This window comes from Citrobacter sedlakii (assembly GCF_018128425.1).
GTDB classification, from domain to species: domain Bacteria; phylum Pseudomonadota; class Gammaproteobacteria; order Enterobacterales; family Enterobacteriaceae; genus Citrobacter_A; species Citrobacter_A sedlakii.
In genome coordinates, this window is sequence record NZ_CP071070.1 from 1,428,125 (window position 1) to 1,454,117 (window position 25,993).

Here is a 25,993-nt window from a genome sequence, read left to right on the forward strand (position 1 = left end):
ACATCATGAATCAACAGGACATTGAACAGGTGGTAAAAGCGGTGCTGCTGAAAATGAAGGACAGCAGCCATCCGGTGGCCGCCGTTCATGAAATGGGCGTTTTTGCCTCCCTGGATGATGCGGTGGCAGCCGCAAAAATCGCCCAGCAGGGGCTGAAAAGCGTGGCGATGCGCCAGCTTGCGATTCACGCCATTCGTGAGGCGGGCGAAAAACACGCCAGAGAACTGGCGGAGTTTGCCGTTAAAGAAACCGGCATGGGCCGTGTCGAAGATAAAGTGGCCAAAAATATCGCCCAGGCGCGCGGCACGCCGGGTGTGGAATGTCTGTCGCCGCAGGTACTGACCGGTGATAACGGACTGACCCTGATTGAAAACGCGCCGTGGGGCGTGGTGGCCTCGGTGACGCCGTCCACCAACCCGGCGGCGACGGTGATTAATAACGCCATCAGCCTGATTGCTGCTGGCAACAGCGTGGTGTTTGCCCCGCATCCGGCGGCGAAAGGCGTTTCGCAGCGCGCCATCACCCTGCTCAACCAGGCGGTGGTGGCGGCGGGCGGCCCGGAGAACCTGCTGGTCACGGTGGCGAATCCGGATATCGAAACCGCCCAACGGCTGTTTAAGTACCCGGGCATCGGCCTGCTGGTGGTCACTGGCGGCGAAGCGGTCGTCGAAGCCGCCCGTAAACACACCAATAAGCGGCTGATTGCCGCAGGGGCCGGTAATCCGCCGGTGGTGGTGGATGAGACCGCCGACCTCGCGCGCGCCGCCGAATCCATCGTGAAAGGCGCGTCCTTTGATAACAACATTATTTGCGCCGACGAGAAGGTACTGATTGTCGTCGACAGCGTTGCCGACGAATTGATGCGCCTGATGGAAGGCCAACAGGCGGTGAAACTGACCGCCGCGCAGGCCGAACAGCTTCAGCCGGTACTGCTGAAAAACATTGATGAACGCGGCAAAGGCACCGTCAGCCGTGACTGGGTGGGCCGTGACGCGGCGAAAATCGCGGCAGCCATTGGTCTGAAGGTTCCTGAGCCAACCCGGTTGCTGTTTGTCGAAACGCCCGCCAGCCATCCGTTTGCCGTCACCGAACTGATGATGCCGGTGCTGCCGGTCGTACGGGTGGCAAATGTCGATGAGGCGATCGCGTTGGCGGTTGAGCTGGAAGGCGGCTGTCACCATACGGCGGCTATGCACTCGCGCAATATCGACAACATGAACCAGATGGCCAACGCCATTGATACCAGCATTTTCGTCAAAAACGGGCCGTGCATTGCCGGGCTGGGGCTGGGCGGTGAAGGCTGGACCACGATGACCATCACTACGCCAACCGGGGAAGGGGTCACCAGCGCGCGCACCTTTGTGCGTCTGCGTCGTTGCGTGCTGGTGGATGCGTTCAGAATCGTTTAAGGGATAAAACATGGCGCACGACGAACAACGCTGGCTGACGCCGCGACTGCAAAAAGCCGCGCAGCTCTGTAATCAGACGCCCGCTGACAGCGAGTCTCCGCTGTGGCTGGGCGTGGATTTGGGCACCTGCGACGTAGTGTCGATGGTCGTCGACGGCGACGCGCAGCCCGTCGCGGTGTGCCTCGACTGGGCTGACGTCGTGCGTGACGGCATCGTCTGGGATTTCTTCGGCGCGGTCACCCTGGTGCGCCGTCATCTCGATACGCTCGAAAAACGGCTCGGCTGCCGCTTCACCCATGCGGCGACCTCATTCCCGCCGGGCACCGATCCGCGCATTTCAATCAACGTGCTGGAGTCGGCCGGGCTGGAGGTGAGCCACGTGCTGGATGAACCGACTGCAGTGGCGGATCTGCTGCAACTCGATAACGCCGGCGTGGTGGATATCGGCGGCGGCACGACCGGCATCGCCATCGTGAAGCGGGGGGACGTGACCTGGTCCGCCGACGAAGCGACCGGTGGTCATCACATTTCACTGACCCTTGCCGGAAACCGGCGCATCTCGCTGGAGGACGCCGAACAGTACAAGCGCAGCAATGCGCAGGAGATTTGGCCGGTGGTTAAGCCGGTGTACGAAAAAATGGCGGAGATTGTCGCCCGGCACATTGAAGGGCAGGGGATTAACGATCTGTGGCTGGCGGGCGGTTCCTGCATGCAGCCGGGGGTGGGCGAACTGTTTCGCCAGCGTTTCCCGACTTTACAGGTGCATCTGCCCCAACACAGCCTGTTTATGACGCCGCTGGCTATCGCTAACAGCGGGAAAGAGAAAGCGGAGGGAATCTATGCAAGCTGACTTGCAGACGGCGCTCTTTCAGGCATTCGATACCCTGAATCTGCAACGCGTGAAAACCTTTAGCGTTCCGCCGGTCACGCTGTGTGGACTCGGCGCGTTGAGCGCTTGCGGACAGGAAGCGCAGACGCGCGAACTCAGCCATCTGTTTGTGATGGTCGACAGTTTTCTGCATCAGGCCGGATTGACCGCGCCGCTTGAGCGCAGTCTGGCGATGAAGGGCGTGGCGATGACGGTCTGGTCGTGTCCACCAGGGGAACCCTGTATTACCGACGTCTGTGCCGCGGTTGCGCAGTTGCGCGAGGCTAAATGCGACGGCGTGGTGGCGTTTGGCGGCGGATCCGTGCTGGATGCGGCAAAAGCGGTCGCGCTGTTGGCCACCAATCCCAGCCTGACGCTGGCAGAGATGACGGAAACCAGCACGCTGCGTCCGCGCTTGCCGCTGATCGCGGTGCCTACCACCGCCGGTACCGGATCGGAAACCACCAACGTCACGGTGATTACCGACGCGGCGAGCGGGCGCAAACAGGTGCTGGCGCATGCCTCTTTGATGCCGGATCTGGCGATTCTTGACGCCGCGCTGACCGAAGGCGTGCCGTCATCGGTCACGGCAATGACCGGTATTGATGCGCTCACTCACGCGGTGGAAGCGTACAGCGCGCTGAATGCCTCCCCGTTTACTGACAGCCTGGCGATTGGCGCGATAGCGATGATCGGCAAATCGCTGCCGAAAGCGGTGGGCTACGGACACGATCTCGCCGCGCGCGAAAGTATGCTGCTTGCCTCCTGTATGGCGGGAATGGCGTTTTCCAGCGCCGGACTGGGGCTGTGCCATGCGATGGCGCACCAGCCGGGGGCGACGCTGCACATCCCTCACGGCCAGGCGAATGCCATGCTGCTGCCAACGGTGATGGGGTTTAACCGAATGGTGTGCCGTGAACGCTTTACGCATATCGGGCGGGCGTTGACCAATAAGAAATCGGACGATCGCGATGCCATCACGGCGGTGAGCGATCTGATCGCCGAAGTGGGCCTGACGACGCGCCTCGGCGACGCAGGCGCGGAAGCAGCACATTACAGCGGCTGGGCGACGGGGGCGCTGGAGGATATTTGTCTGCGCACCAACCCACGCACCGCCAGCCGGGAACAGATTATCGACCTGTACACGGCGGCACATTAACAGCCTGATAAGCGCAGCGCCATCAGGCCCACGAATCACAAAAGACAGGGAGTAGAGGCTATGGGAATTAACGAAATCATCATGTACATCATGATGTTCTTTATGCTGATTGCCGCCGTGGACAGGATCCTGTCACAGTTCGGCGGTTCAGCGCGTTTCCTCGGAAAATTCGGCAAAAGCATTGAAGGGTCCGGTGGACAGTTTGAAGAAGGTTTTATGGCGATGGGCGCGCTGGGGTTGGCCATGGTCGGTATGACCGCGCTGGCGCCGGTGTTAGCGAAATTGCTCGGACCGGTGATTATTCCGCTGTATGAAATGCTCGGTGCGAACCCGTCAATGTTCGCCGGTACGCTGCTGGCCTGCGACATGGGCGGTTTCTTCCTCGCCAAAGAGCTGGCGGGCGGCGATGTGGCGGCGTGGCTATACTCAGGGTTAATTCTCGGCGCGATGATGGGGCCAACCATCGTCTTCTCTATTCCGGTGGCGCTGGGGATCATTGAGCCGTCTGACCGCCGCTGGCTGGCGCTCGGCGTGCTGGCGGGCATCGTGACGATCCCCATCGGCTGTATCGCCGGGGGGCTGGTGGCAATGTATTCCGGCGTTGAGATCAACGGTCAGCCGGTGGAGTTTACCTTCGCGCTGATCCTGATGAACATGATCCCGGTGATCATCGTTGCGGTGCTGGTGGCGCTGGGGTTGAAGTTCATTCCGGAAAAGATGATCAGCGGCTTCCAGATCTTCGCCAAATTCCTCGTGGCGCTGATCACTATCGGCCTGGCGGCGGCGGTGATCAAATTCCTGCTCGGTTGGGATCTGATCCCTGGGCTTGATCCGATCTTCATGGCCCCTGGCGACACGCCCGGCGAGGTGATGCGCGCCATCGAAGTGATCGGTTCTATCTCCTGCGTGCTGCTCGGCGCTTATCCGATGGTGCTGTTGCTGACCCGCTGGTTCGAAAAACCACTGATGCGCGTCGGCGGCCTGCTCAAAATCAACAATATGGCGGCGGGCGGCATGGTGGCGACGCTGGCGAACAATATCCCGATGTTCGGCATGATGAAGCAGATGGATACCCGCGGCAAAGTGATCAACTGCGCATTTGCCGTCTCTGCCGCCTTCGCGCTGGGCGACCACTTAGGCTTCGCGGCAGCCAACATGAACGCGATGATTTTCCCGATGATTGTCGGCAAGCTCATTGGCGGCGTCACGGCGATTGGCGTGGCGATGATGCTGGTGCCAAAAGATGAAAATGTCCCGGCAGAAATCGACGTGGAGGCGCAATCGTGAATACTCGCCAGCTACTGAGCGTTGGTATCGATATTGGCACCACCACCACCCAGGTGATCTTCTCACGACTGGAACTGGTCAACCGCGCGGCGGTGTCGCAGGTGCCTCGTTACGAATTCATCAAACGCGAAATTAGCTGGCAAAGCCCGGTTTTCTTTACGCCTGTCGATAAGCAGGGTGGGTTAAAAGAGGCCGAACTCAGGGCATTAATCCTTGCACAATACCAGGCGGCCGGTATCGCGCCGGAAACCGTGGACTCCGGGGCGATCATCATCACCGGCGAGAGCGCGAAAACCCGCAATGCGCGCGGGGCGGTAATGGCGCTGTCGCAGTCGCTCGGCGACTTTGTCGTCGCCAGCGCCGGTCCCCATCTGGAGTCGGTGATTGCCGGACACGGCGCGGGCGCGCAAACCCTTTCAGAGCAGCGGATGTGTCGGGTGCTCAATATCGACATCGGCGGCGGGACGTCGAACTACGCGCTGTTTGATGCCGGAAAGGTCACCGGTACCGCCTGCCTGAATGTGGGGGGCCGTCTGCTGGAAACCGACGGCCAGGGACGCGTGGTTTACGCTCACCAACCCGGTCAGAAGATCGTCGCAGCGCTGTTCGGCGAAGGAACTGACGCCCGCACACTTACTGTGGCGCAGGTCGTTGAGGTGACGCAGCGGATGGCGGAACTGATTGTGGAAATCATTGACGGCACGCCGTCACCGCTGGCGCAGGCGCTGATGCAAACCGCGCTGCTGCCTGCCGGGGCGAAACCTGATGTGATTACGCTTTCCGGCGGGGTGGGCGAATGCTACCGCAACCTGCCCGCCGATCCGTTCTGTTTTGCTGACATCGGACCGCTGTTAGCGACGGCGCTGCACGAACATCCCCGCCTGCGGGAGATGAACGTGCAGTTTCCGGCGCAGACCGTGCGGGCCACGGTGATCGGCGCGGGGGCGCATACGCTGTCGTTGTCCGGCAGTACGATTTGGCTGGACGACGTTCAACTGCCGCTGCGCAATCTGCCAGTGGCGATCCCGCAGGATGACGCGGATCTGTTGCATGCCTGGCAGCAGGCGCTCATTCAACTCGATCTCGATCCCCAAAACGACGCTTACGTGCTGGCGCTGCCCGCCTCGCTTCCGGTGCGTTACGCCGCGTTACTGTCGGTCATCGACGCGCTGACCGCTTTTGTCGCGCGTTTTCCCAATCCGCATCCCCTGCTGGTGGTGGCCGAGCAGGATTTTGGTAAAGCCCTGGGCATGTTGTTGCGCCCGCAGTTACAGCAACTCCCGCTGGCGGTCATCGATGAGGTGGTCGTGCGGGCGGGGGACTATATCGACATTGGTACGCCTCTTTTTGGCGGATCGGTTGTGCCGGTGACGGTGAAATCACTCGCATTTCCTTCCTGAGGGAACGACTTATGAAACTAAAGACCACATTGTTCGGCAATGTATATCAGTTTAAGGATGTTAAAGAGGTGCTGGCAAAGGCCAACGAACTGCGTTCGGGGGATGTGCTGGCAGGCGTCGCAGCGCAAAGTTCGCAGGAGCGCGTGGCGGCGAAACAGGTACTGTCAGAAATGACAGTGGCGGATATTCGCAATAATCCGGTGATTGCTTATGAGGAGGACTGCGTGACGCGTCTGATTCAGGATGACGTCAACGAAACCGCTTATAACCGCATTAAAAACTGGAGCATCAGCGAACTGCGCGAGTACGTGTTGAGCGACGAAACATCCGTTGACGACATCGCTTTTACCCGTAAAGGACTCACCTCTGAAGTGGTGGCGGCGGTGGCGAAAATTTGTTCCAACGCCGATCTGATTTACGGCGGCAAGAAAATGCCGGTGATTAAAAAGGCCAATACCACGATCGGTATTCCAGGCACCTTTAGCTGCCGCTTACAACCGAACGACACCCGCGACGACGTGCAGAGTATTGCCGCGCAAATCTATGAAGGGCTTTCTTTTGGCGCAGGTGATGCGGTGATTGGCGTCAACCCGGTCACCGACGACGTGGAAAACTTAAGCCGCGTGCTGGATACCGTTTACGGCGTCATCGACAAGTTCAACATTCCGACCCAGGGCTGCGTGCTGGCGCACGTCACCACCCAGATCGAAGCGATCCGTCGCGGCGCGCCGGGCGGGCTGATCTTCCAGAGTATTTGCGGCAGCGAGAAGGGATTAAAAGAGTTTGGCGTCGAGCTGGCGATGCTGGATGAAGCGCGCGCGGTGGGGGCGGAATTCAACCGCATCGCCGGGGAAAACTGCCTGTACTTTGAAACCGGGCAAGGTTCGGCGCTTTCCGCTGGCGCTAACTTTGGCGCGGATCAGGTGACAATGGAAGCGCGTAACTACGGGCTGGCGCGGCACTACGATCCGTTCCTCGTTAATACGGTGGTGGGCTTTATCGGGCCGGAATACCTCTATAACGATCGCCAGATTATTCGTGCGGGCCTGGAAGATCACTTTATGGGCAAGCTGAGCGGCATTTCGATGGGCTGCGACTGCTGCTACACCAACCATGCCGACGCCGATCAGAACCTCAACGAAAACCTGATGATTCTGCTCGCCACCGCCGGCTGCAACTACATCATGGGCATGCCGCTCGGCGACGACATCATGCTCAACTATCAGACCACCGCCTTCCACGACACCGCAACCGTGCGCCAGCTGTTGAATCTGCGCCCGTCGCCGGAGTTTGAACGCTGGCTGGAAACGATGGGCATTATGGCAAACGGTCGTCTGACCAAACGGGCGGGCGATCCGTCACTGTTCTTCTGATGACGCGGGGATGAGACACCATGGATCAAAAACAGATTGAAGAAATTGTACGTAGCGTGATGGCGTCAATGGGCCAGGACGCGCCACAAACCGCCGCGCCGTCCGCGCAGGGCTGCCATAAGCCGCAGTGCGCGGCGCCTGTCGCCAGCGAAAGCTGTGAGGTCGATTTAGGATCCGCACAAGCGAAAGCGTGGATTGGCGTTGAGAATCCGCACCGCGCCGACGTGCTCACGGAGCTGCGTCGTAGCACCGCCGCGCGGGTTTGCACGGGGCGCGCCGGGCCGCGCCCACGCACCCAGGCGCTGCTGCGCTTTCTCGCCGATCACTCGCGTTCGAAAGACACGGTGCTGAAAGAGGTGCCGGAAGAGTGGGTGAAAGCCCAGGGGTTGCTGGAGGTGCGTTCGGAAATCAGCGACAAAAACCTGTATCTGACCCGCCCGGACATGGGGCGTCGGCTGAGTCCGGAAGCGGTCGAGGCGCTGAAAGCGCAGTGCGTGATGAATCCGGACGTGCAGGTGGTGGTATCCGACGGTCTTTCCACTGATGCGATCACTGCCAACTATGAGGAGATTTTGCCGCCGCTTCTCGCCGGGCTGAAGCAGGCGGGGCTGAAGGTCGGCACGCCGTTCTTTGTGCGCTATGGCCGCGTGAAGATAGAAGATCAGATCGGCGAGATCCTCGGTGCGAAGGTGGTTGTCCTGCTGGTCGGCGAACGTCCTGGGCTGGGGCAGTCAGAAAGTCTCTCCTGCTACGCGGTCTATTCCCCGCGTGTGGCGACCACCGTGGAAGCCGATCGCACCTGTATTTCGAACATCCACCAGGGCGGCACCCCGCCGGTCGAAGCGGCCGCCGTCATTGTCGATTTGGCCAAACGCATGCTGGAGCAAAAGGCGTCCGGCATCAACATGACCCGTTAAAGGAGGCATCATGCCAGCATTAGATTTGATTCGACCCTCGGTCAGCGCGATGCGCGTGATTGCTTCCGTAAACGACGGGTTTGCGCGCGAACTGAAATTACCGTCGCATATACGTAGCCTCGGTCTCATCACGGCAGACTCTGATGACGTGACGTATATTGCCGCAGACGAAGCGACGAAACAGGCGATGGTGGAAGTGGTGTATGGCCGCTCGCTATACGCCGGCGCTGCCCACGGCCCGTCGCCTACCGCCGGAGAAGTGCTGATTATGCTCGGCGGACCAAACCCGGCGGAGGTTCGCGCCGGACTGGACGCGATGGTCGCCCATATTGAAAGCGGCGCTGCGTTCCAGTGGGCGAACGATGCGGAAGATACGGCATTTCTCGCGCACGTGGTGTCGCGCACCGGTTCGTATCTCTCGTCAACCGCGGGGATTGCGCTGGGCGATCCGATCGCTTATCTGGTTGCGCCGCCGCTCGAAGCGACCTTTGGTATTGATGCGGCGATGAAATCTGCCGATGTTCAACTGGTGACCTACGTGCCGCCGCCGTCGGAAACCAACTATTCCGCTGCGTTTTTAACCGGGAGCCAGGCGGCCTGTAAAGCGGCCTGCAATGCCTTTACCGATGCGGTTCTGGATATCGCCCGTAGTCCCATCCAGCGCGCGTAACGGAGGTTGCCGATGATCAATGCGCTGGGATTACTGGAAGTGGAGGGCATGGTCGCGGCGGTGGATGCCGCGGATGCCATGCTGAAAGCCGCCAACGTTACGCTGCTGAATCACGAAGTGCTTGACCCTGGCAAGGTGACGCTGGTAGTGGAGGGCGATCTGGCGGCCTGTCGGGCGGCGCTGGATGCCGGAAGCGCCGCGGCGCAGCGCACCGGACGCGTCATCAGCCGAAAAGAGATTGGGCGGCCCGAGGATGACACCCAGTGGCTGATCGGCGGGTTTCAGCGTGCATCGGCGCCTCCCGCGCCGAAAACGGCGCCGCAGCCGCCTGGCGTACCAGACAACGCCGATGCGCTGTTGGCAAAACTCGCCGGGGTGCGTCAGGGCATGACGGCGGGCGAGGTCGCCGCGCACTTTGGCTGGCCACTGGAGCAGGCCCGGGCGGCGCTGGAGCAGCTTTTTACGGACGGGGCGTTGCGTAAACGCAGCAGTCGCTATCGCATAAAAAATTAATCTGTCGGAGGGCCGGGCGTCTCAACAGGCGTCCGGCATAAAGATCATGAAAAAGACCCGTACAGCTAACTTGCACCATCTTTATCATGAAGCATTACCCGAAGACGTAAAACTGACGCCGAAGGTGGAAGTGGACAACGTTCACCAGCGGCGAACCACGGACGTGTATGAGCACGCCCTGACCATTACCGCCTGGCAGCAGATTTACGATCAACTGCATCCCGGCAAATTTCATGGCGAGTTCACGGAAATCCTGCTCGATGATATTCAGGTGTTCCGTGAATACACCGGACTGGCGCTGCGCCAGTCATGTCTGGTCTGGCCGAACTCTTTCTGGTTTGGTATTCCGGCGACGCGCGGCGAGCAGGGGTTTATTGGCAGCCAGTGCCTCGGCAGCGCGGAGATTGCGACCCGGCCGGGTGGTACCGAGTTTGAACTGAGTACCCCGGACGATTACACCATTCTTGGGGTGGTGATTTCGGAAGATGTGATCTCCCGGCAGGCCAACTTTTTACATAACCCGGAGCGGGTGCTACATATGCTGCGCAGCCAGGCGGCGCTGGAGGTCAAAGAGCAGCACAAAGCGGCGCTGTGGGGCTTTGTTCAGCAGGCGCTGGCGACGTTTAGCGAGAGTCCGGAGAATCTCCATCAGCCCGCTGTACGAAAAGTGCTTGGCGATAACCTGCTAATGGCGATGGGGACGATGCTGGAAGAGGCGCAGCCAATTCATACGGCGGAAAGCGTTAGCCATCAGGGCTACCGCAGGCTGCTGTCGCGGGCGCGGGAGTATGTGCTGGAAAACATGTCTGAGCCGCTGACGGTGCTGGATCTGTGCAATCAACTGCACGTCAGCCGTCGCACGTTGCAGAATGCGTTTCACGCTATTTTGGGGATTGGCCCAAACGCGTGGTTGAAAAGGATCCGCCTGAACGCGGTGCGCCGCGAACTGATCAGTCCGTGGTCGCAAAGCGCCACGGTCAAGGACGCCGCGATGCAGTGGGGATTCTGGCACTTGGGCCAGTTCGCCACCGACTACCAGCAGCTGTTTGCCGAGAAGCCGTCGTCGACGTTACATCAACGAATGCGCCAGTGGATGTGAGGCAATGGCGGCTGCGTGATTGTCGCATGGCGCGCCGCTTATCCAGCCTGCGAAGCGGCGCGACTCACACCCAGTCGCGTACCTGAATAAAGTCACTCAATGCGGCTTCCGGGCTACCGTCTTCCGGCTGCCAGTCGTACTCCCAACGCACCAGCGGCGGCATCGACATCAAAATCGATTCGGTGCGTCCGCCTGTCTGTAACCCAAACAGGGTACCGCGATCCCAGACCAGGTTAAATTCCACATAACGCCCGCGACGATACAACTGGAAGTTACGCTCGCGCTCGCCCCAGGGCATCGCTTTGCGACGTTCGACGATCGGCAGGTAGGCGTCGGCATAACCGTTCCCCACCGCCTGCATAAAGGCGAAACAGCGATCGAAATCCGGTGTGTTCAGATCGTCAAAAAACAGCCCGCCGATGCCGCGCTGCTCATTGCGATGCTTCAGGAAAAAGTAGTCGTCACACCATTTTTTATAGCGGGGGTAGAGCTCGTCGCCAAACGGCAGACACAGATCGCGCGCGGTCCGGTGCCAGTGAACGGCATCGTCGGCAAAACCGTAGTAGGGCGTGAGGTCAAAACCGCCGCCGAACCACCAGACCGGATCGGCACCGGGCTTTTCAGCAATAAAAAAGCGCACGTTAGCGTGGCTGGTGGGAACGTACGGGTTGAGCGGATGCACCACCAGCGAGACGCCCATCGCTTCGAAACTGCGTCCGGCCAGCTCAGGACGATGGGCCGTGGCGGAAGCGGGCATCGCCTCGCCATGGACATGGGAAAAATTTACGCCCGCCTGCTCAAAAATGCCGCCGTTACGCAGTACCCGACTGCGTCCACCGCCGCCAGCTTCACGCTGCCAGCTGTCTTCAATGAATGTCGCGCCGTCAATGGCGCTGAGCTGCTGGCAAAGGGTGTCCTGCAAGGTCAGCAGGAACTCTTTAACGCGTTGTGCATCGGGTTTCATATTCAGCGTTTCTTCGAATGGGCTTTCTGGTTATCGAACCAGTGGAAATAACTGACGACGCCATTGGCGATGGCGGTCGCGATTTTCTGCCGGAACGCCGCAGTGCCCAGCAGTCGCTCTTCTTCCGGATTCGTGATAAAGGAGGTTTCCACCAGCACCGACGGTATTGACGGAGATTTTAGCACCACAAACGCCGCCTGTTCCGTGGAACGGCTGTGCAGCTTGTGCACGGGTTTGATCTTCTTAAGAATGTGCGATCCAAGCGTCAGGCTGTTTTTAATGGTGTCCGTCTGCACCAGGTCGAACAGCACCTGTTGTAACAGGTGATCCCTGTCGGTGGTTTTTTTACCGGCCACCTCGTCGGCGCGGTTTTCGCGGTCGGAAAGGTATTTCGCCATTGCGCTACTGGCGCCGCGATTAGACAATGCGAACACTGACGCGCCTGAGGCGCTTGGGTTCGTAAAACCGTCGGCGTGGATCGACATAAACAGATCGGCGCCGTGCTTATGAGCGATTTCCACGCGATCGTACAGAGGGATAAACGTATCCCCCGAACGCGTCAGGCGGCAGTCGATTCCCTGGCTGCGTAATATTGAACGCACATTTTTGGCGATCGCCAGCACGACATGTTTCTCTTTCGAGCCGTTGCGACCAATCGCGCCGGTATCAATGCCGCCGTGGCCGGGGTCCAGCACCACGATCCGCTTGCCGCCCGATTTTTTTTTCGCGGGCAGGCTGTGTCCGTTGCTGGTTTTCAGGGGAGCTTCTTTTGCTGTGGCGTGGGTCATCCCCGAAATGGTCAGGGCAGCCAGCCCGGCTTTCAGCACCTGGCGGCGCGATGTGAGTGTTTTTAGGGGTTTAAAAGTGCTCATACGGCCTGAGTTGTAAAAATATTTAATCCAGATGTTATATCGTATCGCGTAATCCGTTACGACTGTTGATGTTGAGAATTGTTTTACTTTTCATTTCAATACATGACAGCCCGCTATTATGCCATTTTTTTCACCGCTTCGCGTCAGATATTGGCTGAATCAACGCTTTGCGCCATAATCTTGGTTTTTAGACCCGAAAAGGCGGCAAATACCATGGAGATACGCGTTTTTCGCCAGGAAGATTTCGAAGAGGTGATCACCCTTTGGGAGCGCTGCGATCTGCTGCGTCCGTGGAACGATCCTGAAATGGATATTGAGCGTAAGCTCAATCATGACGTCAGCCTGTTCCTCGTGGCTGAAGTCAGCGGCGAGGTGGTCGGGACGGTGATGGGGGGATACGACGGCCATCGCGGATCCGCTTATTATCTTGGCGTGCACCCGGAGTTCCGGGGACGTGGTATCGCCAACGCGCTGCTCAACCGGCTGGAAAAGAAGCTCATTGCGCGTGGTTGTCCAAAGGTGCAGATCATGGTGCGCGAGGATAACGACGTGGTGCTCGGCATGTACGAACGGCTGGGCTATGAACATACGGACGTGCTCTGTTTGGGCAAGCGCCTGATCGAAGATGAAGAATACTGAGTTTCATCCTGCTGATTACGACGCGCATGGCCATTTGCGCCTGCCTGCGCTGTTCTGGCTGGTATTGTTGCTGCAGGCCCGAACCTGGGTGCTGTTTGTGATTGCCGGTTCCTCCCGGGAACAGGGCAATACGCTGCTGAATTTGTTTTATCCCGATCACGATAATTTCTGGCTTGGATTGCTGCCTGGCGTCCCGGCGGTGCTGGCTTTCCTTCTTAGCGGGCGGCGCTACGCTTTTCCTGCGATCTGGCGAGGGCTTTACGCGGCACTGATCCTGGCGCAGGCGGTACTGCTGGGCTGGCAGCTTGTGCTATGGCTGCAAGGGGAAGCGGTTAACGGCGTCAGTCTGGCGCTGGTGGTGGCGGATGTCGTGGCGTTGATCTGGCTGATCTCCCATCGTCGGTTACGCGCCTGCTTCACCCTTGAAAAAGAATAACGGCACTTTTTGGCGAACCGGGACTCCAAGCAACGATGATGAATAAAGAAGGAAATGTGATGAAATCGCTGCGTTTGATGTTATGTGCGATGCCGCTGGCGCTGACCGGGTGTTCGACGCTCTCGTCTGTAAACTGGTCTGCGGCGAATCCGTGGAACTGGTTTGGCTCCTCGACGGAGGTGACCGAGCAGGGCGTTGGCGCATTAACTGCCGCCACACCGCTTAATGAACAGGCGATAGCCGACGCGCTGGACGGGGATTATCGCCTGCGCAGCGGAATGAAAATCGCCAACGGCAACGTCGTGCGCTTTTTTGAAGCCATGAAGGACGACAAGGTGGCGATGGTCATTAATGGCGAACAAGGCACCCTTAGCCGCATCGATGTTCTCGACAGCGACATTCCTTCCGAAGCCGGGGTCGACGTGGGCACGCCGTTTAGCGATCTCTACAGCAAAGCCTTTGGCAACTGCCAGCCAGCCACTGATGACGACCGCGTCGCGGTGGAGTGTAAAGCGCAAGGCAGTCAGCATATTAGCTATCTCTTTTCCGGCGAATGGCATGGGCCGGAAGGCTTAATGCCGTCTGATGACACGCTTAAAGAATGGAAAGTCAGCAAGATAATCTGGCGTCGTTAATTTGCGTCTGAACAAACCGCTGCGCGTAAAAACAGGGTAAAATAGCCTCCATCAATGCCACGACCGCGTGGCATTCTCATTTTCCAGGAGGAATGATGTCTCAGGTTCAGAGTGGCATTTTGCCAGAACATTGCCGCGCCGCGATTTGGATTGAAGCGAATGTTAAAGGCGACGTTGACGCACTGCGCAGCGCCAGCAAAGTCTTCGCCGATAAGCTGGCGACGTTTGAAGCGAAATTTCCCGAGGCGCATCTGGGCGCGGTCGTGGCTTTTGGACACGACACCTGGCGTGCGCTGAGCGGCGGCGTCGGGGCCGAAGAGCTGAAAAATTTCATCCCTTACGGTAAGGGACTCGCACCGGCCACCCAGTATGACGTCCTGATCCACATTCTTTCCCTGCGTCACGATGTGAATTTCTCCGTAGCCCAGGCGGCGATGGAGGCCTTTGGCGACTGCGTTGACGTTCAGGAAGAAATCCATGGCTTCCGCTGGGTGGAGGAGCGCGATCTCAGTGGTTTTGTTGACGGTACCGAAAACCCGGCGGGTGAAGAAACGCGTCGTGAAGTGGCGGTCATTAAAGACGGTGTGGATGCAGGCGGCAGCTATGTGTTCGTGCAGCGTTGGGAACATAACCTGAAGCAGCTCAACCGCATGAGCATTCACGATCAGGAGATGATGATTGGCCGCACGAAAGACGCGAATGAAGAGATCGACGGCGACGCGCGTCCGGCCACCTCTCATTTGAGCCGTGTCGATCTTAAAGAAGACGGTAAAGGGCTGAAAATTGTTCGCCAGAGTCTGCCTTACGGCACCGCGAGCGGCACTCATGGCCTGTACTTCTGCGCTTACTGCGCGCGTCTGCATAACATTGAGCAGCAGTTGCTGAGCATGTTCGGTGACACCGACGGTAAACGTGACGCGATGCTGCGCTTCACCAAACCGGTGACTGGCGGCTATTACTTTGCCCCATCACGGGATCGCCTGCTGGCGCTGTAAGCGAATCAACCTGTAACCTGATAAGCGTAACGCCATCAGGAAAGCCGTGCCGGATAAGGCGTTGTTTGAACCCTTATCCGGTACGATTCGGTCATTTTATCGCCGCGTAGACCTGATCCACTACCCACCCATATGTCGCCATCGGCAGCAGGCCACTCATGAACAGGTTCGGATTCGTTTGGGGATCGGCAACCGGTGAATGAGGTTTATTGCTCAACATCACAATGGCCAGATGGTTTACCGGATCGATAACGGTAAGCGTCCCCGTCCAGCCTGTGTGACCGTAGGCCTGCGCACTGGCCAACGCGCCAAATGTTGGCGTCATGCTGGCATTCCCGTTAACCCGCCAGCCCAGGCCGAACGTGGCGTCCTGCGCCGAGCGTTGGGTAAACATTTTCACCGTCTCCGGGCTGAACAATCTGACGTTGCCGTAGCCGCCGCCGTTGAGCATGGTTTGCATCAGTACGGCGAGATCGCCGGTGGTGGAAAACAGTCCCGCGTGGCCGGAGACCCCTCCCATCGAGTAGAAGGCTTTTTCATCGTGCACTTCGCCCCATAACGTCGTGGTGCGAATATGCGGGAAATGAATCACGCCATCGCGGGTGTTGCCGTTCAGCTCCGTCGCGGCGATCTGCGGTGGACGAAAGCCTTTCTGAAGGGGATTAAACACAGTATGGCTTAAACCCAGCGGACGATAAATGGCGTTTTCGACATAGTGGTCGAGAGGCTGGTCGGTGATGGACTCGACGATAAAGCCCAACAACATATAGTCGACGTCGCTGTAGATATGCTTCGTGCCGGGGCGGTATTCCAGCGGTGTACGTTTGATCATCGCCAGCGTCGTGGCCTTATCCTGCGAGTACAGTTTCCCGGCGACGGCCTGGTTCGGATACTGCGGGTCAGCAGGGAAGCCGCCGGAATGATGCAGCAGGTCCGCAATCCGTAACGCATTCTTCCCTTTAATCACATCTTCTGGCGCATCGGCAAAACCAGGAATGTACGTCGAGACGAGATCGTCCGGATGCAGTTTGCCCTCTGACATCAGCTTTTGCAGCGCAAAGTTAGTGGCGTACATTTTGGTGTTGGAGGCGAGGTCGTACAGAGTATCCGTGGTCGCCCTGATAGGCTGAGGCATCAGAACATGACCGTTGTATTTTTTGGCGTCCCCCCACGCCTTGCGATAGACAATATGGTTGTCTTTCACGATGAGCAGATTCACCCCGGGATAGCCCGCCGCCACCTGTTGCGCTATCCAGTTATCCAGCCTGTTCAGACGTTCAGTATCCATTCCGACTTTTTCAGGCGTACTTTCCGTAAGAACCGGAAATGGGGTTGCGCTGAGGCTAAAACTCAGGGCCAGCGCGGACATAAGCAGAAAACGTTTACGCATAATTTAGTCCAGATTGACATTACGGCAGCCAAACAGCGCGGTAAAAATAAAGCCGCCAACGTAAGCCACCAGCATCCCCCCGGCGTACACCGCCATGGCTGGCAGGATCCCTTGCGCAGAGGTCATTAAAGGCAAGGCCACCAGCCCTGACGGACCGAATGCGCTGTTCAGCCCCATGGGCAAACCTGACCAGGCCACCAGACCGATAAACAGCCCGCCTGCGGCGCCGCCCAGACAGGCGGTAATAAATGGTTTCATTCGCGGCAGCGTCACGCCGTAAATAAGCGGTTCACCGACGCCGAGCAGCCCGGGGATTATCGCCCCGCGGATCTGGCTGCGGATGGCGCTGTGTTTTTCCGCGCGCCAGTAGAGCGCCAGCGCCGCGCCGACCTGACCCGCACCCGCCATAGAAAGAATAGGGAACAGGCTGTTGAACCCCTGACTGCTCATTAACGCCAGATAAACCGGAATAAACCCCTGATGGACGCCAAACACCACCGCAACCAGAAACAGCCCCGCCAGCACGGCGCAGCCTAACGGGTTACTGTTGAGGTGGATAAACAGCCAGGACATTCCTTCGAACAGCCAGCCGCCGAGCGGCATAATTACCAGGTAGGCCAGCGCGGCGGTGACCAGTAAGGTCAGCGTGGCGGTCAGAAGCATATCGAGATCGTCCGGCATAAAGCGGCGAATGACGTTCTCAATTCGCGCACTTGCCCATGCCGCAATCAGTACGCCGATTATGTTCCCGCGAGGATCGATTGTCAGGCCAAAGAAATCCTCAATGCCTGCGTAATAACCGGTGGTCGCGGCAGGGTTATAGCCCAGCAGAAACAGTGAGGCGATGATGGCGCCGTTTACGCCCGTTCCACCAAAGGCCTGTGCGGCGTTATAGCCAATCAGGATCACCAGGAAGGTGAAAAGTCCTTTACTGAAGACCTTCATAAAGTTCAGCGCGTCGGGCAAGGCGCCCTGCGCATCTGCCGGCACGTGCAGCACCGTAGCAAGAAGTGTGGCAATCCCCAGCAGCAGGCCTGCGGCAATAAAACCGGGGATCAGCGGCGTAAAGATGGTGGCAAACCTGGCGAGGAACTGCTGAATGCCGGAGGTCTGTTTCGCTTTGATCTGCTTTTTGGTGTTTGCGGCAATCTCCGCCGCGCCAGCCGTAACGGCAGGGCCGCCGTTTTCAAGGAGGGCATTCATGGCATCCGCTGCCCGCTGCGCTTTGCCGGGGCCAAAAATGACCTGAACCTGATTATCCGACAGCACCACGCCTTTAATGCCTTCCAGCGTTTTGATGCTGGCGTCAACCAGACGACTGTCATGTACCGTCAGGCGTAAACGCGTCATGCAGTTTCCGCACCGGGCAATGTTTTCCGCTCCGCCAACCCGGGAGAGGATTGCCTGCAGGAGATCAATGCTGATTTCTTTTGCCATTCGCTTTATTCCTTCTCCGGTCCCGGGTGAATGCTACCGCCGCCATTTTGTCGAGAGCGCCACAAACTTTACAGCTTAACGGGGCTGCTACTATGGAAAATGAATGGAATCATATATTCTCTGTTTTACATCGCAATGGAATCGTTGAATTGCCGTGTGAAGAATGTGAGGGTAGTCATACTCTGGCAAACAATCGGGTATCCTGCCGGGCAGGCGGTAGAATTGAGAAATCCGTTAACAGGGGAGAGTAAGACGACATGTTTTTTCTGGCGAAAATACGCAGCGCTGAAGCAGAATTTACCGACAATGAACGCAAGATCGCTGAATTTCTGTTGGCTCATCTCAACGAGCTAAAAACCGTCTCCTCCCGTCAGCTCGCGAAGCAGTTGCAGGTTAGCCAGTCGAGTATTGTCAAATTTGCCCAAAAGCTGGGGGCGAAGGGGTTTACTGAATTACGAATGGCGCTGATTGAAGAAAACAGCGCCAGGCGCGAAAAAAAGCAGGATAAAGCGCTACATCTGCACAGCTCAATCACCAGCGAAGACAGCCTGGAGGTCATTGCCCGTAAGCTGAATCGCGAAAAATTATCCGCCCTGGAAGAGACCAGTGGCCTGATGGATTTCGTCCGGCTGAAACAGGTGATTGAAACCATCAGTCGCGCCGGGTTTATTCAGATAACCGGACTGGGCGGGTCGGCGCTGGTGGGACGCGATCTGTCGTTTAAACTGATGAAGATTGGCTATCGCGTGGCCTGTGAAGCGGATACGCATGTGCAGGTGACGGTTGCGCAGGCGTTGCAGAAGGGCGATGTGCAACTGGCGATCTCCTACAGCGGCGCCAAAAAGGAGATCGTACTGTGCGCGCAAGCGGCGCGCGAACGGGGGGCGACGGTGATTGCCATTACTTCGCTTGCTGATTCCCCGCTGCGCCGGCTGGCGCATTACACGCTGGACACGGTTTCGAGTGAGAAGGCATGGCGCAGTTCATCTATGTCGACGCGTACCGCCCAGAACTCGGTCACCGACCTGCTCTTTGTCGGGTTGGTACAGCGTAATGATGTCGAGTCATTACGAATGATCGAACGCAGCAGTGAGTTGATAAATCTGCTCCGGGACTGATTCCGGCGCATTTTTTCCTAAGATTTACCTTAATTAGTGAGCTGTTCCTCAGCACTTATCTGTTTTTAATGTATTTTCGTTGTTAATGGAGTGTAAGACTTCATATTCACAAGGAGAGCATTGAAATGGGTAAACTCACGGGCAAAACAGCATTGATTACGGGCGCATCGAAGGGCATTGGCGAAGGGATCGCCAGAGTGTTTGCTCGCCACGGCGCGAACTTAATCCTGCTGGATATCTCCGATGAGATTGAAAAGCTGGCGGACGAACTGGGTGGACGCGGTCATCGCTGCACGGCCGTGGTGGCGGATGTAACGGATCCGGCGTCTGTCGCCGCAGCGATCAAGCGAGCGAAAGAGGTGGAAGGACGCATCGATATCCTCGTCAACAACGCGGGCGTGTGTCGCCTCGGCGGTTTCCTCGAGATGAGCGATGAAGATCGCGACTTCCATATTGATGTCAACATTAAAGGCGTCTGGAACGTCACGAAAGCCGTATTGCCGGAAATGGTAAAACGTAAAGATGGCCGCATTGTGATGATGTCTTCGGTGACCGGCGATATGGTGGCCGATCCGGGTGAAACTGCTTATGCGTTGTCGAAGGCGGCGATTGTCGGCCTGACCAAATCGCTGGCGGTGGAATTTGCGCAATCGGGGATCCGCGTGAACGCCATTTGCCCGGGCTACGTACGTACGCCAATGGCGGAAAGCATCGCCCGCCAGTCCAACGCGGACGATCCGGAATCGGTGCTGACAGAAATGGCGAAGGCGATACCACTGCGTCGTCTGGCCTGTCCGCTGGAAGTGGGCGAACTGGCGGCGTTCCTGGCCTCCGACGAGTCCAGCTATCTCACGGGCACCCAAAACGTGATTGACGGCGGCAGCACGCTGCCGGAAAGCGTCAGCGTCGGCGTCTGACCGACGTTACACCCCTTCCGCTGACCGGAAGGGGTTCTCTTATTCCCTTTTCAACTTTCAAATCAGCAAACGGTATATAAAACCGTTACTCCTTTCACACTGGTTATAAATATTATGGCTATTAGAAAGTCATTAATTTTATAAGGGTGCGCAATGGCCGTTAACTTACTGAAAAAGAACTCTCTGGCGCTGGTTGCGTCGCTGTTGCTGGTCGGGCAGGCGCAGGCGACGGAACTGCTTAACAGCTCCTATGACGTTTCCCGCGAGCTGTTTGCCGCCCTTAACCCGCCATTTGAACAACAGTGGGCGAAAGATAACGGCGGCGACAAGCTGACCATCAAACAGTCTCATGCCGGTTCTTCAAAACAGGCGCTGGCGATTTTGCAGGGGTTAAAAGCTGATGTGGTCACCTATAACCAGGTCACTGACGTGCAGATCCTGCATGATAAAGGCAAGCTGATCCCGGCGGACTGGCAGAGCCGTTTGCCGAACAACAGCTCGCCATTCTATTCCACGATGGGCTTCCTGGTGCGTAAAGGCAATCCGAAAAACATTCAGGACTGGAACGATCTCGTGCGTTCCGACGTGAAGCTGATCTTCCCAAACCCCAAAACCTCCGGTAACGCGCGCTATACCTATCTGGCGGCCTGGGGCGCGGCAGATAATGCTGACGGTGGCGACAAAGCCAAAACCGAGCAGTTCATGACTCAGTTCCTGAAGAACGTCGAAGTGTTTGATACCGGCGGACGCGGCGCCACCACCACGTTCGCCGAACGCGGGCTGGGCGATGTGCTGATAAGCTTCGAGTCCGAAGTGAACAACATCCGTAAACAGTACGAAGCGCAGGGCTTTGAAGTGGTGATCCCGAAAACCAACATTCTGGCGGAATTCCCGGTCGCGTGGGTCGATAAAAATGTGCAAGCCAACGGGACGGAAAAAGCGGCGAAAGCGTACCTGAACTGGCTGTATAGCCCACAGGCGCAGACCATCATTACCGGTTTTTATTACCGGGTGAATAACCCGGAAGTCATGGATAAACTGAAGGATCAATTCCCACAGACCGAACTGTTCCGCGTGGAAGATAAGTTTGGCGCCTGGCCGGATGTCATGAAAACCCATTTCGCCAGCGGCGGCGAACTGGACAAACTGCTGGCGGCGGGGCGTAAGTAATGTTTGCTGTCTCCTCCAGACGCGTACTGCCGGGCTTTACCTTAAGCCTGGGCACCAGCCTGCTGTTCGTCTGCCTGATTTTGCTGTTGCCGCTGAGCGCGCTGGTGATGCAGCTCTCGCAAATGAGCTGGGCGCAATACTGGGAGGTCATCACTAACCCGCAGGTGGTCGCAGCCTATAAAGTGACGTTGCTGGCGGCGTTCGTGGCGTCGATTTTTAACGGCGTATTTGGCCTGCTGATGGCGTGGATCTTAACCCGCTACCGTTTCCCGGGGCGCACACTGCTGGACGCGCTGATGGATCTGCCGTTCGCCTTGCCAACCGCAGTCGCAGGTTTGACGCTGGCTTCACTGTTTTCAGTCAATGGTTTTTACGGCCAGTTTTTGGCGAGCGTCGACATCAAAGTTACGTATACCTGGCTGGGGATTGCGGTGGCGATGGCCTTTACCAGCATTCCGTTTGTGGTACGCACCGTGCAGCCGGTGCTGGAAGAACTGGGCCCGGAATATGAAGAAGCGGCGGAAACGCTGGGCGCAACGCGTCTGCAAAGTTTTCGTAAAGTCGTGCTACCGGAACTGTCGCCTGCGCTGGTGGCGGGAGTTGCCCTGTCCTTTACCCGCAGCCTCGGCGAGTTCGGGGCGGTGATTTTTATCGCCGGGAATATCGCCTGGAAAACGGAAGTGACGTCGCTGATGATTTTCGTGCGGTTGCAGGAATTTGATTACCCCGCCGCCAGCGCGATCGCTTCGGTGATCCTCGCGGCTTCGCTGCTGCTGCTGTTTTCGATTAACACTCTGCAAAGTCGCTTTGGCCGACGCGTGGTAGGTCACTAATGGCGGAAGTTACTCAATTGAAGCGTTATGACGCTCCCCGCATTAACTGGGGAAAATGGCTTCTGATTGGCGTCGGTATGCTGGTTTCAGCGTTCATTTTGCTGGTGCCGATGATTTACATCTTCGTACAGGCGTTCAGCCGTGGGCTGATGCCGGTTATTGAGAATTTATCTGACCCGGACATGCTCCATGCCATCTGGCTGACGGTGCTGATTGCGCTGATCGCGGTGCCGGTGAACCTGGTGTTTGGCGTTCTGCTGGCCTGGCTGGTGACGCGTTTTAACTTTCCCGGTCGCCAGCTTTTGCTCACGCTGCTGGATATTCCGTTTGCGGTATCGCCGGTGGTCGCCGGGCTGGTGTATCTGCTGTTCTATGGTTCCAACGGCCCGCTGGGCGGCTGGCTGGACGAGCATAACCTGCAAATTATGTTCTCCTGGCCGGGGATGGTGCTGGTCACTATCTTTGTCACCTGTCCGTTTGTGGTGCGAGAACTGGTGCCGGTGATGCTCAGTCAGGGCAGTCAGGAGGACGAGGCGGCGATTTTACTCGGCGCTTCCGGCTGGCAGATGTTCCGCCGCGTAACGCTGCCCAATATCCGCTGGGCGCTGCTGTACGGCGTGGTACTGACTAACGCCCGGGCGATTGGCGAATTTGGCGCGGTGTCGGTGGTGTCCGGCTCAATTCGCGGCGAAACGCTGTCGCTGCCGTTACAGATTGAATTGTTGGAGCAGGACTATAACACCGTTGGCTCCTTTACCGCCGCCGCGCTGCTGACGCTGATGGCGATTATTACCCTGTTTTTAAAGAGCATGTTGCAATGGCGCCTGGAGAATCAGGAAAAACGCGCGCAACAGGAGGAACATCATGAGCATTGAGATTGCCAATATTAAGAAGTCTTTTGGTCGCACCCAGGTGCTGAACGATATCTCGCTGGATATTCCTTCTGGTCAGATGGTGGCACTACTGGGGCCGTCCGGCTCTGGTAAAACCACGCTGCTGCGGATTATCGCCGGGCTTGAGCATCAGACCAGCGGGCATATTCGTTTTCACGGCACTGATGTCAGCCGCCTGCATGCCCGCGACCGTAAGGTCGGGTTTGTGTTTCAGCACTACGCGCTGTTTCGCCATATGACCGTCTTTGACAACATCGCTTTTGGCCTGACGGTGCTGCCGCGTCGTGAACGACCGAATGCGGCCGCTATCAAGACGAAAGTGACCAAACTGCTGGAAATGGTGCAACTTGCGCACCTGGCGGATCGTTTTCCGGCGCAACTTTCCGGCGGGCAGAAACAGCGGGTGGCGCTGGCGCGCGCGCTCGCCGTTGAGCCGCAAATTTTATTGCTCGACGAACCCTTCGGCGCGCTGGATGCCCAGGTGCGTAAAGAGCTCAGGCGCTGGCTGCGTCAGTTGCATGAAGAGCTGAAATTCACCAGCGTGTTTGTGACCCACGATCAGGAAGAAGCGACCGAAGTGGCGGACCGGGTGGTGGTGATGAGCCAGGGCCATATTGAACAGGCCGACGCGCCGGATCAGGTCTGGCGCGAACCGGCCACCCGCTTCGTGCTGGAGTTTATGGGCGAGGTGAACCGACTGCAGGGCACTGTTCGCGGCGCGCAGTTCCACGTCGGCGCGCACCGCTGGCCGCTGGGTTATACCCCTGCGTATCAGGGGCCGGTCGATCTGTTCCTGCGTCCGTGGGAAGTGGACATTAGCCGTCGTACCAGTCTCGACTCGCCATTGCCGGTACAGGTGATCGAAGCCAGCCCGAAAGGCCACTATACCCAGTTAGTCGTGCAGCCGCTGGGGTGGTATAACGAACCGCTGACGGTGGTAATGCAGGGCGACGATACCCCGGCGCGCGGCGAACGCCTGTTTGTCGGCCTGCAAAATGCCCGGCTGTATAATGGCGAGCAGCGCATTGAGCGCCATGAAGATGTGGTATTGGCAGAAATAGCGTAATCCCGGGATGATTTTACCCAGGCGCGATAAGCGTAGCGCCATCGGGCATTGAGTTGGACAAAAGACGTGAACACACTAGAACAAACAATCGGCAATACGCCTTTGGTGAAATTGCAGCGGATGGGGCCGGACAACGGCAGTGAAATCTGGCTCAAACTGGAAGGTAACAATCCCGCCGGGTCGGTGAAAGATCGCGCTGCGCTATCGATGATCGTGCAGGCGGAAAAGCGCGGGGAAATTAAACCAGGCGACGTACTCATTGAAGCAACCAGTGGAAATACCGGGATTGCGCTGGCGATGATTGCCGCGCTGAAAGGCTACCGCATGACCCTGCTGATGCCGGACAACATGAGCCAGGAGCGTCGCGCGGCAATGCGCGCTTATGGCGCAGAGCTGATTCTGGTCAGCAAAGAGCAGGGCATGGAAGGGGCGCGCGACTTAGCGTTAGCCATGTCAGAACGCGGAGAGGGTAAACTGCTCGATCAGTTTAACAACCCTGATAACCCGCTGGCGCATTACAGCACCACCGGGCCGGAGATCTGGCAGCAAACTGCCGGGCGCATCACCCATTTTGTCTCCAGTATGGGCACGACCGGCACAATCACTGGCGTGTCGCGTTTTCTGCGCGAGCAGGCGAAGCCTGTCACCATTGTTGGCCTTCAACCGGAAGAGGGCAGCAGTATTCCGGGGATCCGCCGTTGGCCTGCGGAATATATGCCGGGAATATTTAACGCCTCGCTGGTTGACGAGGTACTGGATATTCATCAGCAGGCTGCGGAAAACACCATGCGCGAGCTGGCGGTGCGGGAAGGGATTTTCTGCGGTGTCAGTTCCGGTGGCGCGGTGGCCGGGGCGATTCGTGTGGCGCAGGCGACACCGGGCGCCGTCGTTGTGGCGATTATCTGCGATCGTGGCGATCGTTACCTTTCCACGGGTGTGTTTGGCGAAGAGCATTTCAGCCAGGGGGCGGGGATATAACTAATGCCGGTCAGTGTGTCACTGACCGGTTTGACGTAGATTAGGCTTTTTCTTTTAAATCAGCAGTCAGCAGTTCACGAACGAAGTTATCCGTTTTCTCTGCCGCAGGCGCTTTCCGGTCATACGTTCTGGGAAAAACAGCAATGGTCTTTCCCTGCCTTCCTTGCGATGAGAAATCCTTCGTAGTTCTGACAAGGCGTCCTGCGTTTAGTTGCACCCGCGACCGGGGTAATTTTCTGAATGTGCTTGCAGAAGTTTATCCAGAAATCGCCACAGCGTTTCATTCATTTCCTGGTAATTCCATTCGCGCATTTCCTTTACCGAACGGATGAACGTTTTCCCTGCGGCTTCCGCCAGTTCCTGTTGGGAGTGCCTAATTAACCCTTCGACGGACTCGGCGGTAAACTCCATGTGGCACTGGAAGCCGTAAATGAAATGACCAAACTGCACAATTTGTCGCGGACAGCCTTTACTTTCCGCAATGACGGTCGCCTGATCGGTTAATCCCGGCATATCGTTATGCCAGTGACCGACACTCAGTGGAGAATCAAAGTGAGAGAAAAACGGATGCTCTTTGCCTGCTGCGGTCAGCGTAATAGGGAAATGACCGATCTCTTTTTCCGGGCTTTTACAGACCTTTGCGCCCAATGCTTCGCCAATCAATTGCGCGCCAAGACAGATGCCCACCACAATACGTCCGGCGCTTATCGCCTGATTAATGAGATGCTGTTCCGCCAGCGAGTCAAAGTACGGACATTCTGCAAGCGTTGTTCGCGGCGACTGGGGGCCGCCAAATACAACCAGCATGTCAAAGCCGTCCGCGTTCTTCGGCACGGGTTCTCCGGCATAAACGCGAGACCATGAGAGGGTATAGCCCAGTTGTTCTGCCCATGGCAGATAGGCGCCGGTGGATTCAAATGATTCGTGAACAACAAAATGTACTCGCACGCTCTTC

The 25,993-nt window shown here is 57.7% G+C and carries 26 protein-coding genes; 21 read left to right on the forward strand and 5 right to left on the reverse strand.

The genetic code is table 11. From position 1 onward, the window contains the following. Nucleotides 1-5 precede the first annotated feature (5 nt). From JY391_RS06770 to eutR, 10 genes are read left to right on the forward strand one after another with little or no spacing between them, the layout of a single operon-like run. Nucleotides 6-1,409, forward strand: coding sequence for an aldehyde dehydrogenase family protein (locus JY391_RS06770; RefSeq protein WP_181822778.1), 1,404 nt, complete (start codon nucleotides 6-8; stop codon nucleotides 1,407-1,409). Nucleotides 1,410-1,419: 10 nt separating this feature from the next. Further along, a complete protein-coding gene (gene eutJ, locus JY391_RS06775; RefSeq protein WP_211935442.1) occupies nucleotides 1,420-2,259 on the forward strand; it encodes an ethanolamine utilization protein EutJ in 840 nt (279 codons plus the stop codon). Next, nucleotides 2,249-3,436 (forward strand): ethanolamine utilization ethanol dehydrogenase EutG, encoded by a 1,188-nt coding sequence (gene eutG / locus JY391_RS06780; protein WP_211935443.1) that lies wholly within the window; start codon nucleotides 2,249-2,251, stop codon nucleotides 3,434-3,436. Before eutJ ends, eutG begins: the two co-directional genes overlap by 11 nt. Before the next feature lie 60 nt (nucleotides 3,437-3,496). Beyond that, a complete protein-coding gene (gene eutH / locus JY391_RS06785; protein ID WP_042290876.1) occupies nucleotides 3,497-4,723 on the forward strand; it encodes an ethanolamine utilization protein EutH in 1,227 nt (408 codons plus the stop codon). Beyond that, complete coding sequence (eutA, locus tag JY391_RS06790; RefSeq protein WP_211935444.1) at nucleotides 4,720-6,123, forward strand: ethanolamine ammonia-lyase reactivating factor EutA; 1,404 nt, start codon at nucleotides 4,720-4,722, stop codon at nucleotides 6,121-6,123. Before eutH ends, eutA begins: the two co-directional genes overlap by 4 nt. A gap of 11 nt (nucleotides 6,124-6,134) precedes the next feature. Then, nucleotides 6,135-7,496: an ethanolamine ammonia-lyase subunit alpha gene (gene eutB / locus JY391_RS06795; RefSeq protein ID WP_012906585.1), complete on the forward strand. Its 1,362-nt coding sequence runs from the start codon at nucleotides 6,135-6,137 to the stop codon at nucleotides 7,494-7,496. Nucleotides 7,497-7,516: 20 nt separating this feature from the next. After that, nucleotides 7,517-8,413 (forward strand): ethanolamine ammonia-lyase subunit EutC, encoded by an 897-nt coding sequence (gene eutC / locus JY391_RS06800; RefSeq protein WP_211935445.1) that lies wholly within the window; start codon nucleotides 7,517-7,519, stop codon nucleotides 8,411-8,413. 10 nt (nucleotides 8,414-8,423) lie between these two features. Further along, nucleotides 8,424-9,083, forward strand: a complete 660-nt coding sequence (gene eutL, locus JY391_RS06805) for an ethanolamine utilization microcompartment protein EutL (RefSeq protein ID WP_042290871.1) — start codon at nucleotides 8,424-8,426, stop codon at nucleotides 9,081-9,083. A gap of 12 nt (nucleotides 9,084-9,095) precedes the next feature. Continuing rightward, entirely contained in the window at nucleotides 9,096-9,596 is a 501-nt protein-coding gene (eutK, locus tag JY391_RS06810; protein WP_181822780.1) for an ethanolamine utilization microcompartment protein EutK, read from the forward strand. A gap of 46 nt (nucleotides 9,597-9,642) precedes the next feature. Beyond that, nucleotides 9,643-10,695 (forward strand): HTH-type transcriptional regulator EutR, encoded by a 1,053-nt coding sequence (gene eutR, locus JY391_RS06815; RefSeq protein ID WP_042290867.1) that lies wholly within the window; start codon nucleotides 9,643-9,645, stop codon nucleotides 10,693-10,695. 64 nt (nucleotides 10,696-10,759) lie between these two features. Here eutR and hemF read toward each other — a convergent pair whose 3' ends face one another. Together hemF and amiA are read right to left on the reverse strand one after the other, a co-directional pair. Next, complete coding sequence (gene hemF / locus JY391_RS06820) at nucleotides 10,760-11,659, reverse strand: oxygen-dependent coproporphyrinogen oxidase (protein ID WP_211935446.1); 900 nt, start codon at nucleotides 11,657-11,659, stop codon at nucleotides 10,760-10,762. 2 nt (nucleotides 11,660-11,661) lie between these two features. Beyond that, nucleotides 11,662-12,531, reverse strand: coding sequence for an N-acetylmuramoyl-L-alanine amidase AmiA (gene amiA / locus JY391_RS06825; RefSeq protein ID WP_211935447.1), 870 nt, complete (start codon nucleotides 12,529-12,531; stop codon nucleotides 11,662-11,664). 213 nt (nucleotides 12,532-12,744) lie between these two features. Here amiA and JY391_RS06830 point away from each other — a divergent pair, with 213 nt between their 5' ends. The 4 genes from JY391_RS06830 to JY391_RS06845 all read left to right on the forward strand — a co-directional run bounded on the left by JY391_RS06830 (nucleotide 12,745) and on the right by JY391_RS06845 (nucleotide 15,236). Then, nucleotides 12,745-13,170 (forward strand): GNAT family acetyltransferase, encoded by a 426-nt coding sequence (locus tag JY391_RS06830; RefSeq protein WP_181822783.1) that lies wholly within the window; start codon nucleotides 12,745-12,747, stop codon nucleotides 13,168-13,170. After that, nucleotides 13,157-13,606, forward strand: coding sequence for a DUF2919 domain-containing protein (locus tag JY391_RS06835; RefSeq protein WP_060570560.1), 450 nt, complete (start codon nucleotides 13,157-13,159; stop codon nucleotides 13,604-13,606). Before JY391_RS06830 ends, JY391_RS06835 begins: the two co-directional genes overlap by 14 nt. 59 nt (nucleotides 13,607-13,665) lie before the next feature. Beyond that, nucleotides 13,666-14,241 (forward strand): RpoE-regulated lipoprotein, encoded by a 576-nt coding sequence (locus JY391_RS06840; protein ID WP_042290861.1) that lies wholly within the window; start codon nucleotides 13,666-13,668, stop codon nucleotides 14,239-14,241. Between the two features lie 95 nt (nucleotides 14,242-14,336). Then, nucleotides 14,337-15,236, forward strand: coding sequence for a Dyp-type peroxidase (locus JY391_RS06845; protein WP_200034812.1), 900 nt, complete (start codon nucleotides 14,337-14,339; stop codon nucleotides 15,234-15,236). Between the two features lie 91 nt (nucleotides 15,237-15,327). On the opposite strand, the gene pbp4b is transcribed toward JY391_RS06845, so the two are convergent. After that, entirely contained in the window at nucleotides 15,328-16,626 is a 1,299-nt protein-coding gene (gene pbp4b / locus JY391_RS06850) for a penicillin binding protein PBP4B (RefSeq protein ID WP_211935448.1), read from the reverse strand. 3 nt (nucleotides 16,627-16,629) lie between these two features. Next, the gene (gene murP / locus JY391_RS06855; RefSeq protein WP_211935449.1) at nucleotides 16,630-18,063 is read right to left on the reverse strand and encodes a PTS N-acetylmuramic acid transporter subunit IIBC; all 1,434 of its coding nucleotides are present in this window, start codon (nucleotides 18,061-18,063) and stop codon (nucleotides 16,630-16,632) included. Between the two features lie 257 nt (nucleotides 18,064-18,320). Here murP and murR point away from each other — a divergent pair, with 257 nt between their 5' ends. From murR to cysM, 7 genes are all read left to right on the forward strand, one after another. Next, nucleotides 18,321-19,181 carry an HTH-type transcriptional regulator MurR gene (gene murR / locus JY391_RS06860; protein WP_042290854.1) on the forward strand — a complete coding sequence of 287 codons (861 nt, stop codon included), beginning with the start codon at nucleotides 18,321-18,323 and terminating at the stop codon, nucleotides 19,179-19,181. Between the two features lie 125 nt (nucleotides 19,182-19,306). Further along, complete coding sequence (gene ucpA, locus JY391_RS06865; protein ID WP_042290853.1) at nucleotides 19,307-20,098, forward strand: SDR family oxidoreductase UcpA; 792 nt, start codon at nucleotides 19,307-19,309, stop codon at nucleotides 20,096-20,098. 153 nt (nucleotides 20,099-20,251) lie between these two features. Then, nucleotides 20,252-21,268 carry a thiosulfate/sulfate ABC transporter substrate-binding protein CysP gene (gene cysP, locus JY391_RS06870; RefSeq protein ID WP_042290852.1) on the forward strand — a complete coding sequence of 339 codons (1,017 nt, stop codon included), beginning with the start codon at nucleotides 20,252-20,254 and terminating at the stop codon, nucleotides 21,266-21,268. Continuing rightward, a complete protein-coding gene (gene cysT / locus JY391_RS06875) occupies nucleotides 21,268-22,101 on the forward strand; it encodes a sulfate/thiosulfate ABC transporter permease CysT (RefSeq protein WP_042290851.1) in 834 nt (277 codons plus the stop codon). Before cysP ends, cysT begins: the two co-directional genes overlap by 1 nt. Further along, nucleotides 22,101-22,976 carry a sulfate/thiosulfate ABC transporter permease CysW gene (cysW, locus tag JY391_RS06880; RefSeq protein ID WP_060570567.1) on the forward strand — a complete coding sequence of 292 codons (876 nt, stop codon included), beginning with the start codon at nucleotides 22,101-22,103 and terminating at the stop codon, nucleotides 22,974-22,976. Before cysT ends, cysW begins: the two co-directional genes overlap by 1 nt. Then, the gene (gene cysA, locus JY391_RS06885) at nucleotides 22,966-24,060 is read left to right on the forward strand and encodes a sulfate/thiosulfate ABC transporter ATP-binding protein CysA (RefSeq protein ID WP_199956613.1); all 1,095 of its coding nucleotides are present in this window, start codon (nucleotides 22,966-22,968) and stop codon (nucleotides 24,058-24,060) included. The genes cysW and cysA overlap by 11 nt, the downstream gene beginning before the upstream one ends. A gap of 66 nt (nucleotides 24,061-24,126) precedes the next feature. After that, nucleotides 24,127-25,038, forward strand: a complete 912-nt coding sequence (gene cysM, locus JY391_RS06890; protein WP_042290846.1) for a cysteine synthase CysM — start codon at nucleotides 24,127-24,129, stop codon at nucleotides 25,036-25,038. A gap of 207 nt (nucleotides 25,039-25,245) precedes the next feature. Here the strand turns inward: cysM and JY391_RS06895 are convergent, their stop codons facing one another. Then, the gene (locus JY391_RS06895; RefSeq protein WP_211935450.1) at nucleotides 25,246-25,986 is read right to left on the reverse strand and encodes a type 1 glutamine amidotransferase; all 741 of its coding nucleotides are present in this window, start codon (nucleotides 25,984-25,986) and stop codon (nucleotides 25,246-25,248) included. Nucleotides 25,987-25,993: the final 7 nt, after the last annotated feature.

Bases quoted from the DNA above. Each gene is read 5' to 3' on its own strand.
- cysP (WP_042290852.1), top strand. From the start codon at position 20,252: ATGGCCGTTAACTTACTGAAAAAGAACTCTCTGGCGCTGGTTGCGTCG.
- cysW (WP_060570567.1), top strand. From the start codon at position 22,101: ATGGCGGAAGTTACTCAATTGAAGCGTTATGACGCTCCCCGCATTAAC.
- JY391_RS06840 (WP_042290861.1), top strand. From the start codon at position 13,666: ATGAAATCGCTGCGTTTGATGTTATGTGCGATGCCGCTGGCGCTGACC.
- eutH (WP_042290876.1), top strand. From the start codon at position 3,497: ATGGGAATTAACGAAATCATCATGTACATCATGATGTTCTTTATGCTG.
- eutL (WP_042290871.1), top strand. From the start codon at position 8,424: ATGCCAGCATTAGATTTGATTCGACCCTCGGTCAGCGCGATGCGCGTG.
- eutK (WP_181822780.1), top strand. From the start codon at position 9,096: ATGATCAATGCGCTGGGATTACTGGAAGTGGAGGGCATGGTCGCGGCG.
- murR (WP_042290854.1), top strand. From the start codon at position 18,321: ATGTTTTTTCTGGCGAAAATACGCAGCGCTGAAGCAGAATTTACCGAC.
- murP (WP_211935449.1), bottom strand. From the start codon at position 18,063: ATGGCAAAAGAAATCAGCATTGATCTCCTGCAGGCAATCCTCTCCCGG.
- eutB (WP_012906585.1), top strand. From the start codon at position 6,135: ATGAAACTAAAGACCACATTGTTCGGCAATGTATATCAGTTTAAGGAT.
- JY391_RS06845 (WP_200034812.1), top strand. From the start codon at position 14,337: ATGTCTCAGGTTCAGAGTGGCATTTTGCCAGAACATTGCCGCGCCGCG.
- eutR (WP_042290867.1), top strand. From the start codon at position 9,643: ATGAAAAAGACCCGTACAGCTAACTTGCACCATCTTTATCATGAAGCA.
- JY391_RS06770 (WP_181822778.1), top strand. From the start codon at position 6: ATGAATCAACAGGACATTGAACAGGTGGTAAAAGCGGTGCTGCTGAAA.
- JY391_RS06830 (WP_181822783.1), top strand. From the start codon at position 12,745: ATGGAGATACGCGTTTTTCGCCAGGAAGATTTCGAAGAGGTGATCACC.
- amiA (WP_211935447.1), bottom strand. From the start codon at position 12,531: ATGAGCACTTTTAAACCCCTAAAAACACTCACATCGCGCCGCCAGGTG.
- eutG (WP_211935443.1), top strand. From the start codon at position 2,249: ATGCAAGCTGACTTGCAGACGGCGCTCTTTCAGGCATTCGATACCCTG.
- hemF (WP_211935446.1), bottom strand. From the start codon at position 11,659: ATGAAACCCGATGCACAACGCGTTAAAGAGTTCCTGCTGACCTTGCAG.
- cysT (WP_042290851.1), top strand. From the start codon at position 21,268: ATGTTTGCTGTCTCCTCCAGACGCGTACTGCCGGGCTTTACCTTAAGC.
- pbp4b (WP_211935448.1), bottom strand. From the start codon at position 16,626: ATGCGTAAACGTTTTCTGCTTATGTCCGCGCTGGCCCTGAGTTTTAGC.
- eutJ (WP_211935442.1), top strand. From the start codon at position 1,420: ATGGCGCACGACGAACAACGCTGGCTGACGCCGCGACTGCAAAAAGCC.
- eutC (WP_211935445.1), top strand. From the start codon at position 7,517: ATGGATCAAAAACAGATTGAAGAAATTGTACGTAGCGTGATGGCGTCA.
- ucpA (WP_042290853.1), top strand. From the start codon at position 19,307: ATGGGTAAACTCACGGGCAAAACAGCATTGATTACGGGCGCATCGAAG.
- JY391_RS06835 (WP_060570560.1), top strand. From the start codon at position 13,157: ATGAAGAATACTGAGTTTCATCCTGCTGATTACGACGCGCATGGCCAT.
- cysA (WP_199956613.1), top strand. From the start codon at position 22,966: ATGAGCATTGAGATTGCCAATATTAAGAAGTCTTTTGGTCGCACCCAG.